Origin of the sequence: Streptomyces sp. ACA25, assembly GCF_028200735.1 — a bacterium.
In the GTDB taxonomy this organism is placed as follows: Bacteria; Actinomycetota; Actinomycetes; order Streptomycetales; family Streptomycetaceae; genus Streptomyces.
This window is the reverse complement of the sequence record NZ_JAQKPV010000001.1, coordinates 447624-459756: the sequence shown is the minus strand read 5'-3', so window position 1 is coordinate 459756 and position 12133 is coordinate 447624. Positions and strand designations below refer to the sequence as shown.

Here is a 12133-nt window from a genome sequence, read left to right as displayed (position 1 = left end):
CTCCGCGGTGGATCACTTCCGGTTGTAGAGCCGCATGGTCATCGTGCCGAAAACCGCGATCAGCACGGCGCTGGCGGCCAGGGTCCAGGTGATCTCGCCGACGTTGACGCTGCCGGCCATGAGGTCCCGGACCGCCTCCACCAGGTGAGCGATCGGATTGACGGCGACGAAGCCCTGCAGCCAGCCCGGCATGGTCTCGGGGTCCACCAGGATGTTGCTGAGGAAGGTCAACGGGAACAGCACCATCCAGCTGACGCCCATCACTGACTTCTCCGAGCGCAGCAGCAGACCGAGCATGGTCCAGATCCAGGAGAACGCGAAGGAGAACACCACCAGCAGGCCGACGCCGGCCAGCACGCCGAGCACCCCGCCCGCCGGCCGGAAGCCGAGGACCAGCCCGACCACGAGGATCACGGCCGAGGCGATCGTGTAGCGGAAGGCGTCACCGAGCAGGTAGCCGACCATCGGGGAGGGCCGCCAGATCGGCAGGGTGCGGAAGCGGTCGAAGACCCCCTTGGAGATGTCGTTGTTGACGGACACCCCGGTGTACATGGTGGTCATCACCACGCTCATGACCATGATGCCCGGCAGCAGGAACTGCAGGTACTCGGTCGTTGATCCGGCGAGCGCTCCCCCGAACAGGTAGGTGAACATCAGCGTCATCATGATCGGGAAGGCAGTGACGTCGAACAACTGCTCGGGGACGTGCTTGATCTTCAGCATCGCCCGCCAGCCGAACGTCATCGACGTGGACAGGGCGCTCGGCCGCGGTGGCCGTTCTCCGGACGCCAGCACCTTGCCGATGCGCTCAGCGGTCGCGGGCGGAAGGGCGGTGTCGGGCTCGTGGGTCCGGGTGGCGGTGCTCATGCCGACTCCTTGACGGGCTCGTGGGCGGATGCGGGCTCGGTGGTGGACGCGGGACGGTCGGTGAGGGCCAGGAAGACCTCGTCCAGGCTCGGCCGGCCGAGGGAGAAGTCGTCCACCGTGATGGCTGACCTGGCCAGCTCGTGCAGCGCCCGGGCAGCCTGTTCGGCTGCCCCCACGTCGGACTTCTCAGCCGGCAGACGGGCCGTCAGCGCGACGGGGTCGGAGTCCAGCTGCGCCGGAGCCCCCAGGGCCTGGGACAGGACCCGCTGGGCATCGGGCCGCTGTCCCGCGTCCCGCAGCCGGACGTGCACGGCCCCCGCGCCGACCGACGCCTTCAGCTCCCCCGGGGTGCCCTCGGCGATCACCTTTCCGGTGTCGATGACGGCGATCCGGGAGGCCAGCTGGTCCGCCTCCTCCAGGTACTGCGTGGTGAGCAGCACGGTGGTGCCGCTGTCGACGATGGTCCGCACGATGTCCCAGACCTGATTGCGGCTGCGCGGGTCCAGCCCGGTGGTCGGCTCGTCGAGGAACAGCATGTCGGGGGTGTTGAGAATGCTGGCCGCGATGTCCACCCGGCGCCGCATGCCGCCCGAGTAGTTCTTGACCTGCTTGTCGGCCGCCTCGCTCAGCCCGAACGCGTCGAGCAGCTGCCCGGCCCGCTCCCGCGCGGCGGGCTTGCGGTGGCCGAGAAGACGGGCGAGCAGAATCAGGTTCTCCGCACCGGTGAGATCCTCGTCGACCGACGCGTACTGACCGGTCAGGCTGACCCGGCTGCGCACGGCGTCGGCCTCGCGCCGCACATCGTGGCCGAAGACCCGGGCCTCGCCGGCGTCCGGGCGCAGCAGGGTCGCCAGCATCTTCACCGCCGTCGTCTTGCCCGCGCCGTTGGGGCCGAGGACCCCGTACACCGTGCCGCGGGGCACCGCGAGATCGATGCCGTCCACGGCGCGGGTGTCCCCGAAGGTCTTCACCAGCCCCGAGGTCTCGACCGCCAGGCCGTTGGATGACTCGCTCATGGCCTTCCTTCTCTCATGTCGTATCGGTATCGCCGGATCGGCCTCGCAGCGGGCTGCTCGGCCGTTCGGTACTCAGGTGACGTAGGGCCGGGCAGCCCGCCCCTCGCGCAGCGCCAGACCCCACCAGCGGAGTGCGTCGAGCAGCGTGGTGGCCGCCCCTTCGGCACGCTCCGGCAGGGCGGGCGCACCTGTCTCGTCCACGGAGCCGTCCAGCAGGTCGAAGCTCACCCCGTCCCGCAGGGTGACGGCGTGCAGCTCGGTGAAGACCGACCGGAGCTGCTCCACCGCGTGCAGGCCCTGCCACAGGTAGCCGTAGGAGACGAAGCCGACCGGCTTGGTCCGCCACTCGTCGTAGCCGTAGTCGATGGCCTGCTTCAGCGAGGCAGGGAAGCTGCGGTTGTACTCGGCGGTGACCACGACGAATGCCTCGGCCGCACCTATCCGGGCGGTGAACCGCTCCATTTCGGGGGTCGCCGCACCGGGGTAGCGGTCGGGGAAGGAGAAGTCGTCAAGATCGACGACATCGACCACGAGGTCCTCGCGCTGCTTCGCCGTCCCGGCGAACCAGTTTCCGATCCCCGCACCGACGCGCCCCTCCCGCGTGCTGCCGATGAGGACAGCCACCCGCAGTGGCTCCGTGTGCTCCGTGTGCTCCGTGCGTCGCATCGGTGTTCCCCTCCGGACCGTCCGCCGTGCACTGCCTGTTCTCATCTCTGAGGCGCGAGAACCGGTCTGGCGAGCGCTGGAGCCGATCCAGCGGGCCGCGAGGAAGCCCGCTGGATCCGGCCGCTCCCGGCGCGCATCGCCCGGATTTCCCTCCCCCGGACGGCGGACCACCGTGCAGCATTCTTCATATCTTTCGTGGTGTATATGGTGGGCTTCAGCGACATGATGCAAAGTTATTCGTCATTCCGGGTACTCACCTGCCTAATCTGCCGTGGACAGGAATCGGCGTGCCGCATTTCCCCGTACCGCCGCATTCTCCATTCGCCGAGCAGGAGTTGGCTTCTCGATGACGCTGAACAATCTTGCTGTGCCGCAGCCACGCAGAACGTATGCCTGGATCGCGACCGCACTCGCTGTACTGCTCGCCGCCATCACCCTGGCGGTGACACCGACCCCGGCAAATGCCGTCGCCACCCCTGTGCCGCTCGGCACGGCGGAAAGCTTCGCGGTACTCGCCGGTCAGTCGGTCACCAATACCGGGCCTTCGGTGATCACCGGAGACGTGGGAGTGCATCCGGGTACCTCCATCACCGGCTTCCCGCCCGGTACCGTGCTCGGCACCTTCCACGTGGCGGACGCCGTGGCCGCCCAGGCGAAGAGCGACCTCGTCACGGCGTACAACAACGCCGCGGGCCAGTCCACCGACGCGCTGCTGCCGCCGGACGCCGGTGGACTGACACTGGTGCCGGGCGTCTACACCGCGCCCACCTCCCTCGGGCTCACCGGCACCCTCACCCTGGACGCGCAGGGTGACCCCAACGCGGTCTGGGTCTTCCAGGTGGGTTCGACCCTGACGACGGCGTCGGGCAGCAACGTCTCCCTCATCAACGGCGCCGACCCGTGCAACGTGTTCTGGCAGGTCGGCAGCTCGGCCACGCTCGGTACCGACTCGACCTTCGTCGGCACCATCATGGCCCTGGCCTCGATCACCGTCACCACGGGAGCGAGCATCGACGGGCGGGCCCTGGCGCGCGAGGGCTCGGTGACGCTGGACACCAACCGCATCACCCGGCCGGTGTGCAACGGAGCGACCACGGGCGAAACCACCAACGGCCTGACCACGGGCGGCCTGACCACCGGCGTGACCACCGGCGGCATCACCACCGGAGTGACCACGGGCGGCCTGACCACCGGCGTGACCACCGGCGGCATCCTCGGCGGCGCGACCAACGGCGGAACCGCGACGGGCGGGTTCGTCACCGGCGGGACCACCACCGGCGGGACGGTGACCGGAGGCACGGTGACCGGGGGCACCACCGGGGGCTTCGTGACCGGCGGAACCACGGGCGGGCCCAGTCCCGAGAAGCCCGGAAAGCCCGGGAAGCCGTGTAAACCCTGTGAGTCGGACAAGGACCACGACAAGGACCACGGGCACGACAAGGACGGCAAGCACAAGGACGGCAAGCACAAGGATCACGAGCACGGAAAGCACCACGACAAGGAGCACCACGACAAGCACCACGAGCACAAGGACCATGCGCACGGAAAGCACCACGACGAGGAGCACGGAAAGCACCAGCACTGCGAGGGAGCGGAGTGCGGGCCGAAAGAGTGACGCGGCCGGGGCGCCCCCTCGGCCCCGGGGCGAACCGGTGAGAAAGTCACCCGGGTGAGTGGCACGGCGTGCGGCGGAAAGAATTTCCGCCGCACGCCGCTCGCGAAAGCCGGAACACGGCTTCGGGCATCGGGACGGGAAAGGCCGGGTGGGATCGTGGAGAACGGCAGGGGCAGAGCAGAGGTCAAGGAGCCGCCCGGCGCCGAGCCCGCGCCGCAGGACAACGGCCCGGAAATCGCCACCGCACCTCCACCGCGCCCGGCCCCGGCCCTCGGGTGGAGAGCGGCATCAGGATCCGCCGTGGTGCTGTGCCTCGCGGTGACCCTGATCCACGTGTTCCTCGTCTTTCTCCACGTGTCACCGGCGAACGTACTGTCCGAGCGGTACGACCGGCAGATCGACGCATGGGTCATGCCGGTTTTCGAGCAGAACTGGCGTCTCTTCGCCCCGGACCCCGAGTCGGTCAATCACCAGATCTCGGCACGGACCAGGCACACCACCGCGGACGGCACCGTGCGAACCAGCGGCTGGTTCGACCTGACTGCCGTGGACCGGTCCGCGGTCGAACACCAGGTCTTCCCCAGCCACACCGCGCAGAACATGCTGCGCCGGGCATGGACCTCCTACCGCGACACGCACGGCGGGGACGACCGGGCGCACTCCGAGCGGGCCGTGATGATGCGGACCTATCTGCGCAACATCGCCGCGGACCGGGTAGCCGCTCATCGCCCCGGCGCTTTCGACGCCATCCAACTGCGCGTGGTCACCGTGCCCATCGGCGCTCCTGCCGCGGCGGGCCACTCCTCGGCGGCGGCCACCCGGGCCGCTACCGAGACCCGCCGGCTGCCGTGGTGGGAGGTGGCCCCCGATGGGAGGAACTGAGCAGTCGCCGGCCGCGGCACCCGCCCCGCCGCCCCGCACCACCGGACGCCCGGGCGCGCAGGCGCCACGACCGGCACCCGACCGCGCAGGCGCGCTGTTCGCCCTCCTGACCGACCGACCGGTCTCCCTGTACGCCGCGGCCGTGCTGCGCATCGGATACGGGTTGCTGTACCTGGTCTTCCTGCTGCGCGAGTTCCCGCACCGCGACATGATCTGGGGCCCCGGATCACCGTGGACCCCCGTGCTGGCGGAGCAGCTGTTCGACCAGACCGGGTGGGTCAGCTTCCTCACCCTCTCCGACAGCCGGGCCTACTTCGAGCTCTGCTACGCCCTGGCCGTCGTGACGGCGGCCCTCTTCATGCTGGGCTGGCGGACCCGGGCCGTGTCCGTGCTGTTCGCCGTGGTCGTGGCGTCGTTCCACTCCCGAGCCGTCTTCATGACGGACGGAGGTGACAACCTCATCCTGCTCATGGCCGTCTACCTGGTCTTCACCGCGTGCGGCCGGCGCTGGTCCCTCGATGCCCGCCGGGCCCGGCTCCGGGCGGCCGCGGGGTGCGCGACGCCTGCGTCCCCGGTGCGCCGGCGCACCGGGGAACTCCCCGGCACCGGCCGGGAAGCCCGCATCATGGTGACCACCGTGCTGCACAACTGCGCGCTGTTCGTCATCGCCGTCCAGATCTGCTTCCTCTACGCCTGTGCGGGGCTCTACAAGGTGCAGGGCAGCACCTGGGCCAACGGAACAGCCCTGCACTACGTGCTGAACCTCGAGCTCTTCCAGCCCTGGCCCGCACTGTCCCGGCTGGCCGAGGGGTACACCGTTCCGCTCGCCGCCGTCGCCTACCTGACGGTGCTGTTGCAGGTCGCTTTCCCCTTCGTCCTGTTCGGCAGGCTCAAGTACCCGGTCCTGGCGATGCTGCTCAGCATGCACGTGGGCATCGCGGTGCTCCTCGGGCTCCCGATGTTCTCCGCCGCCATGATCATCGCTGACGCCGTCTTCCTGCCCGATCGCTTCTACCGCGCGCTGGGACGGCTGGGGCGGCGTGCCGTTCGGCGGTCCGGCCTGCCGCCAGGCGCCCCCTCGCGGGAGCGGGAGACACTCGTGCCGCCGCAGCCCGGGCCGCCCGGCTGACCGCTGCGGGACGGCCGCGGAGCGGGCGGTGCGAGGGAAACTCCAGGCGGACTGTCAGAGCCACGCACTACCCTGACGGGCCCCCGACACCGTCCCGAGGAGACCCGCATGTCTGTCGCACCGTCACGCCCCGAGCCGGTACCGGCGGACAGCCACCACATGATCCAGGTGCGCGGGGCCCGGGAGAACAATCTGGCAGACGTCTCGCTCGACCTCCCGAAGCGCCGGCTGACCGTCTTCACCGGCGTCTCCGGCTCGGGGAAGTCCTCACTCGTCTTCGGCACCATCGCCGCGGAGTCGCAGCGTCTGATCAACGAGACCTACACGGCCTTCGTCCAGTCGTTCATGCCGAGTCTCGGCCGGCCCGACGTCGACGCCCTGCACAATCTGAGCGCAGCCATCGTGGTCGACCAGGAGCGGATGGGGGCCGCGTCCCGCTCCACCGTCGGAACGGCCACCGATGCCTACACGATGCTGCGGATCGTCTTCAGCCGGCTCGGCACACCGCACATCGGGACGTCGAGCGCCTTCAGCTTCAACACCGCCGAGGGCATGTGTCCCGAGTGCGAGGGGATCGGCCAGGTGTCGCAGATCGACATCGACCAGCTGGTGGACCGCGACCGCTCCCTCAACGACGGGGCGATCACCGCGCCGGGCTTCGCCGTGGGCGCCTGGTACTGGCAGATCATGGCCCAGTCCGGGCTGTACGCCCCCGACGTACCGCTGAAGGAGTTCACCCCGGCCGAGTGGGAGGACTTTCTGCACAAGCCCGCCACCAAGATCAAGGTGGGGTCGAACAACATCACCTACGAAGGCCTGGTGACCAAGGTCCAGCGGGTTCATCTCTCCAAGGACCGGGAGGCGATGCAGTCCCACATCCGGGCCTTCGTGGACCGCGCCGTGGTCTTCACCGACTGCCCCGCCTGTGACGGCACCCGGCTGAACGCCGCCGCCCTGTCCTCCACGGTGGGCGGGCTCAGCATCGCCCAGTGTTCGGCCATGCAGATCAGCGATCTGGCGGAGTTCGTGCACCGCATCGGTGACGACTCGGTCGCGCCCCTGCTGACCACACTTCGGCACACCCTGGACTCGCTGGTGGAGATCGGCCTCGGGTACCTCAGCCTGGACCGCACCTCCTCCACCCTCTCCGGAGGAGAGGCCCAGCGCGTCAAGATGGTCCGGCATCTCGGCTCGAGCCTCACGGACGTCACCTACGTCTTCGACGAGCCCACCACCGGTCTCCACCCGCACGACATCCAGCGGATGAACAGCCTCCTCCTGCGTCTGCGGGACAAGGGCAACACTGTGCTCGTCGTGGAACACAAACCCGAGGTCATCGCCATCGCCGACCATGTGGTCGACCTCGGCCCCGGAGCCGGATCGGCCGGGGGCCACATCTGTTACAGCGGTGACCTCGCAGGGCTGCGGGCCTCAGACACCCTGACCGGGCGGCACCTCGGCCACCGCGCCCGGTTGCGGGAGACCGTCCGCCCGCCACGGGGGCAGCTGACCATCGAGCGGGCCGACCTGCACAACCTCAAGGACGTCAGCGCCGAGATCCCGCTCGGCGTGCTGACCGCGGTGACCGGTGTCGCCGGATCCGGCAAGAGCTCACTGATCCACGGATACCTCGCCGGCCGGGACGGGGTGGTGGTGGCGAGCCAGACGCCGATCCGCGGCTCCCGCCGCAGCAACCCGGCCACCTACACCGGGCTGCTCGGCCCGATCCGCACCGCCTTCGCCAAAGCCAACGGGGTGAAGGCCGCCCTCTTCAGCGCGAACTCCGAGGGCGCGTGCTCCCACTGCAACGGCCTCGGGCTGGTGTACACCGACCTGGCCATGATGGCCGGGGTGGCCTCCCTCTGCGAGCAGTGCGAGGGCAAGCGCTTCACCCCGGAGGTGCTCACCTACACGCTGCGCGGCAAGAACATCAGCGAGGTCCTGACCATGTCGGTCGCCGAGGCCCGCGCGTTCTTCCCCTCCGGCCAGGCCCGCGTCATCCTCGACCGGCTCTCCGATGTCGGGCTGAGCTACCTGCGTCTGGGGCAGCCGCTGAACACGCTCTCCGGCGGGGAACGGCAGCGGCTCAAGCTCGCCATCCACATGGCGGAGAAGTCGGCGATCTACGTGCTCGACGAGCCGACGACCGGCCTGCACCTGGCCGACGTGGACCAGTTGCTGGCGCTGCTGGACCGGCTGGTGGACGACGGCAACACGGTGATCGTCATCGAGCACCACCAAGCCGTGATGGCGCACGCCGACTGGCTGATCGACCTCGGGCCCCGGGGCGGCCACGACGGCGGTCAGGTGGTCTTCACCGGCACCCCGGCCGAGCTCGTCGCCACCGGGGACACCCTCACCGCCCAGCACCTGCGCCGCTACGTGCAGGCCGACGAAGGGTGAAGCGGCTCCGCACAGCCGGCCGGGCGCATCAGCTCAGCGAAGCGCCCCACTCCTTCGCCCGGCCGGGCTCCCCTTCCCGCAGCGGACCCTCGGCATCCTGGATCACGAACCCCTCCGGGTCGGCGACCAGCGCGAAGCCGTGTCCGCGGAGCCGGCGTGCGATGCCGCGTGCCGCACCACCGGCCATCCCGGATCCCATGCGGGTGTCGAAGGCGGCGGCATGCGCACCGTTCCGGGCCTTGGGCAGGGTGTGGAACCAGTCGCGGACTCCGGGGCCTTCCGCGTCCGGCCCTTCTGCCTCCGGACCTTCCGCCCCCGGACCTTCCGCCCCCGGCTCAGGACCCTTCCCGGGCTCTCCCGGCGTGCCCTGCTTCTCGCCTGTCCGCCCCATCTTCCGCGACATCCGGGAGGTCATGCCCCGCATATGGGTCGGGCCTCCCACCACGAGGAGATCGGCGGCGGCGACACGCTCCGGGTCCGCCTCGTCCACCCGCAGGCAGTCGACCTCGGCATCCGGGTGGGCCTCCCGCACGCCCTCACTGATCGCCTCGGCGACCCGGCGCGTGTTGCCGAACAGGCTCTCGTACACGATGACGGCGTGCATGACGTCTCAGCTCCTCGTACCGGAACCTCCCGGGAAGGCCGTACGCCTTCCAGCTTAGCGCCGTGTCGGGACGCCGCCCGGGGACGCGGGGACGGCACCGGGAGCTCAGTGGGGACCGGTGACCAGCTGCGCGTCGTGGCCGGGCGGGTGGTCGCTGCCGGATGCTGCCGCCTCTCCGGCCGCCGCCGGGTCCGAGCTGGGGCGGACGTGCCGGAGGAGGGTGGCGGCGAGCACGGCCAGGAGGAGCACCAGACCTGCGGACGCCCAGCCCACGGCGACGACCCCGTCGGTGAACGCCTCGCGGGCCGGGTCGAGGAGCGCGGCGGCGAGGTCGGCCGGCAGCTCGCCGGCCACGGCCAGCGCGCCGGGCAGGGAGTCGGCCGCGACGGCCTCGGCTCCCGCCGGGAGCCCCTCGGGCAGCGCGCCGTCCGTCCGGTCCCGGTAGACGACCGCACCGAGGCTGCCCAGAGCCGCTACCCCGAGGGCCATGCCCAGCTCGGTGGCGGTCTCCGACAGGGACGACGCCGAGCCGGCCTTCTGCGGTGGTGCGGAGCCCAGTACCAGATCGGTGCCGAGCACCATCATGGGTGCCAGGCCGAGGAACGCGACGCTCACGGCGACGACCGCGGTGCCGAGGCTGTCGCCGCTGCCGACCCGGGTCAGCAGCAGGTAGCCGAGCGCCGCGACCACCAGTCCCGCGGACACCACCTGACCGGGCGGGATCCGGCGGGCCGCCACGGGCGACACCAGAGCACCGACGATCATCGTCAGGGTGCAGGGCAGCATCCACAGACCTGCCTGGAGCGGGGACAGTCCCTCGACCATCTGCAGGTACTGCACGAAGAACAGCAGCACACCGCCGGACGTCAGCACGGTGAGCAGCATGATCGCCAGCGCCGCGCCGAACGCCCGGTTGGCGAACAGCCTGAGGTCGATCAGTGGCGAGGCCAGCGTCCGCTGCCGACGGAGGAACAGCAGGCCGGAGGCGGCACCGAGCACGAGGGCCAGCAGGGGCCCGGTGGCAAGGTCCTGTTTGGCGCATTCCTTGAGTCCGTAGATCAGCGGAATCATGGCGCCCAGCGACAGCACCACGCTGATCGCGTCGATCCGGCCGGCGTCGGCGTCGCGGTACTCGGGGAGCAGGAACGGCGCGGCGATCAGCAGGACCACCATCACGGGCACGCCGAGCAGGAAGACCGAGCCCCACCAGAACCACTCCAGCAGGACCCCGCCGACGACCGGGCCGACGGCGGCACCGGCCATGAAGCAGGTCACCCACACCCCGATCGCGGTGGCCCGCTGCCGGGGGTGCGCGAACATGTTGCTGATGAGCGCCAGGGTGGAGGGCATCAGGGTGGCCCCCGCGATGCCGAGCAGCGCGCGGGTGGCGATGAGCATCTCGGGGCTGGTGGAGTATGCCGCGAGGACCGAGGCGGCGCCGAACGCGGTGGCGCCCGCCATCAGCAGCTTGCGGCGGCCGATCCGGTCCCCCAGGGTGCCCATGGTGACCAGGAATCCGGCGATCATGAAGCCGTAGATGTCGAGGATCCACAGCAGCTGGGTGCTGTCGGCCCGCAGGTCGGCGCTCAGGTGCGGGGCCGCGAGATGGAGCACGCTCATGTCCAGGGCCAGCAGCAGCGTGGGCAGAGCCAGAACGGCGAGTCCGACCCACTCCCGTCGGCCGGCCCTCGGAACGGTGCCGGGATCTGTGCCGGGCGGGGCGTGGCCGGTCATGAACATCCTTCCGGTTCTCCTGCGGCAGGGCCGCAGGCGGTGGTGGGTGAGGAGAACGGGTGGCGCGCGTCCCGGTCCCATACTGGCTGCCCGGGGTGACAACTGTCCGGTGGTTTTCGCGCGGCCGGGCGCCCGCCGCCACGTCCCCGAGGCGGCCCCGGGGTCACGCGTCGACGAGCGGCCGGCCGCGGAAGGTGTGGCGGTAGGCGGACGGGGAGACACCGAGGGTGGCCTGCAGGTGCTGACGGAGGGATGCCGCCGTGCCGAAGCCCGACTGCTCCGCGACCCGGTCGACGGACAGGTCGGTCTCCTCCAGCAGGTGCCGGGCCCGGTCCACGCGCTGCCGGGTCAGCCACTGCAGCGGTGAGATACCCGCCTCCTCCCGGAAGCGGCGGGTGAATGTCCGCACGCTCATCGACTCCTGGGCAGCCAGCTCGCGCAGAGTCAGCGGCCGGTGCAGGTGCTCCATCGCCCAGGCCCGCGCCCTGCCGGTGGAGGAGAGCTGCGGCTGCGGCACCGGCCGCAGGATGAACTGGGCCTGACCGCCCTCACGGTGCGGCGGAACGACGGTGTTCCGGGCGACGTCGTTGGCGACGGCCGCGCCGTGGTCACCCCGGATCATGTGCAGGCACAGGTCGATGCCGGCGGCGACACCCGCCGAGGTGAGGACGTCACCCTCATCGGTGTAGAGAACATCCGGGTCCAGACATACCGCGGGGTAGAGCGCGCGGAACTCCTCCGTCGCCGCCCAGTGGGTGGTGGCCCGGCGGCCGTCGAGCAGTCCGGCGGCCGCCAGGACGAAGGAGCCGGTGCAGATGGAGGCGATCCTGGCCCCCGCCCGGATGCGCCCCACCGCCTCGTCGAGAGCGGGACCGAGACTTCCGTGGGTGCGGGTCTCGTCGTGCTCGTAAGCGGCGGGGACGAACACGGTATCGGCCTCGGCCAGAGCCTCGGGCCCGTGCGGGACCTGGATCGTGAAGTCCGCGTCGGTGCGGACCCGGCCGGCCTCCAGGCCACAGGTGACGACTTCGTAGAGGGGCTGCCCGTCGGCGTCCCTGGCCTGGTTGAACAGCCGGTGGACGATGCCCAGCTCGATGGGCAGCAGGCCGTGGCGGACGAGGACGGCGACCCGGTGACGGCCGGGGTACACAAAGACAGTCATGGCCCGATTCTTGCACATGTCGTCCTTCCGGCCACTCGTGCGGCGGGTCGGGGCT

Annotated in this window: 10 protein-coding genes; 4 read left to right on the top strand and 6 right to left on the bottom strand. The window is 70.5% G+C overall.

The genetic code is table 11. The features are described from left to right. Window positions 1-12 precede the first annotated feature (12 nt). The 3 genes from PJ985_RS02110 to PJ985_RS02100 form a co-directional block, all read right to left on the bottom strand. A complete protein-coding gene (locus tag PJ985_RS02110) occupies window positions 13-867 on the bottom strand; it encodes an ABC transporter permease (RefSeq protein WP_271681735.1) in 855 nt (284 codons plus the stop codon). Further along, window positions 864-1883: an ATP-binding cassette domain-containing protein gene (locus tag PJ985_RS02105; RefSeq protein WP_271681734.1), complete on the bottom strand. Its 1020-nt coding sequence runs from the start codon at window positions 1881-1883 to the stop codon at window positions 864-866. The genes PJ985_RS02110 and PJ985_RS02105 overlap by 4 nt, the downstream gene beginning before the upstream one ends. Window positions 1884-1955: 72 nt before the next feature. Beyond that, window positions 1956-2549 (bottom strand): NADPH-dependent FMN reductase, encoded by a 594-nt coding sequence (locus tag PJ985_RS02100; protein ID WP_271681733.1) that lies wholly within the window; start codon window positions 2547-2549, stop codon window positions 1956-1958. A 346-nt stretch (window positions 2550-2895) separates the two neighbouring features. Here PJ985_RS02100 and PJ985_RS02095 point away from each other — a divergent pair, with 346 nt between their 5' ends. The 4 genes from PJ985_RS02095 to PJ985_RS02080 all read left to right on the top strand — a co-directional run bounded on the left by PJ985_RS02095 (window position 2896) and on the right by PJ985_RS02080 (window position 8578). Next, window positions 2896-4164: an ice-binding family protein gene (locus PJ985_RS02095; protein WP_271681732.1), complete on the top strand. Its 1269-nt coding sequence runs from the start codon at window positions 2896-2898 to the stop codon at window positions 4162-4164. A gap of 156 nt (window positions 4165-4320) precedes the next feature. Next, the gene (locus tag PJ985_RS02090; protein WP_443033362.1) at window positions 4321-5046 is read left to right on the top strand and encodes a DUF5819 family protein; all 726 of its coding nucleotides are present in this window, start codon (window positions 4321-4323) and stop codon (window positions 5044-5046) included. Then, entirely contained in the window at window positions 5033-6175 is a 1143-nt protein-coding gene (locus PJ985_RS02085) for an HTTM domain-containing protein (protein WP_271681731.1), read from the top strand. The genes PJ985_RS02090 and PJ985_RS02085 overlap by 14 nt, the downstream gene beginning before the upstream one ends. Before the next feature lie 159 nt (window positions 6176-6334). Next, window positions 6335-8578 carry an ATP-binding cassette domain-containing protein gene (locus PJ985_RS02080; protein ID WP_443033389.1) on the top strand — a complete coding sequence of 748 codons (2244 nt, stop codon included), beginning with the start codon at window positions 6335-6337 and terminating at the stop codon, window positions 8576-8578. Window positions 8579-8606: 28 nt separating this feature from the next. Here PJ985_RS02080 and PJ985_RS02075 read toward each other — a convergent pair whose 3' ends face one another. From PJ985_RS02075 to PJ985_RS02065, 3 genes are all read right to left on the bottom strand, one after another. Beyond that, window positions 8607-9182, bottom strand: a complete 576-nt coding sequence (locus PJ985_RS02075) for a flavodoxin family protein (protein WP_271681729.1) — start codon at window positions 9180-9182, stop codon at window positions 8607-8609. Between the two features lie 105 nt (window positions 9183-9287). After that, complete coding sequence (locus PJ985_RS02070; protein WP_271681728.1) at window positions 9288-10916, bottom strand: MFS transporter; 1629 nt, start codon at window positions 10914-10916, stop codon at window positions 9288-9290. A gap of 163 nt (window positions 10917-11079) precedes the next feature. Then, window positions 11080-12078, bottom strand: coding sequence for a GlxA family transcriptional regulator (locus PJ985_RS02065; protein ID WP_271681727.1), 999 nt, complete (start codon window positions 12076-12078; stop codon window positions 11080-11082). Window positions 12079-12133 lie beyond the last annotated feature (55 nt).

Excerpts from the sequence above, each read along its gene's own strand:
- PJ985_RS02110 (WP_271681735.1), bottom strand. The coding sequence starts at position 867 with ATGAGCACCGCCACCCGGACCCACGAGCCCGACACCGCCCTTCCGCCC.
- PJ985_RS02105 (WP_271681734.1), bottom strand. The coding sequence starts at position 1,883 with ATGAGCGAGTCATCCAACGGCCTGGCGGTCGAGACCTCGGGGCTGGTG.
- PJ985_RS02100 (WP_271681733.1), bottom strand. The coding sequence starts at position 2,549 with ATGCGACGCACGGAGCACACGGAGCACACGGAGCCACTGCGGGTGGCT.
- PJ985_RS02095 (WP_271681732.1), top strand. The coding sequence starts at position 2,896 with ATGACGCTGAACAATCTTGCTGTGCCGCAGCCACGCAGAACGTATGCC.
- PJ985_RS02085 (WP_271681731.1), top strand. The coding sequence starts at position 5,033 with ATGGGAGGAACTGAGCAGTCGCCGGCCGCGGCACCCGCCCCGCCGCCC.
- PJ985_RS02080 (WP_443033389.1), top strand. The coding sequence starts at position 6,335 with ATGATCCAGGTGCGCGGGGCCCGGGAGAACAATCTGGCAGACGTCTCG.
- PJ985_RS02075 (WP_271681729.1), bottom strand. The coding sequence starts at position 9,182 with ATGCACGCCGTCATCGTGTACGAGAGCCTGTTCGGCAACACGCGCCGG.
- PJ985_RS02070 (WP_271681728.1), bottom strand. The coding sequence starts at position 10,916 with ATGACCGGCCACGCCCCGCCCGGCACAGATCCCGGCACCGTTCCGAGG.
- PJ985_RS02065 (WP_271681727.1), bottom strand. The coding sequence starts at position 12,078 with ATGACTGTCTTTGTGTACCCCGGCCGTCACCGGGTCGCCGTCCTCGTC.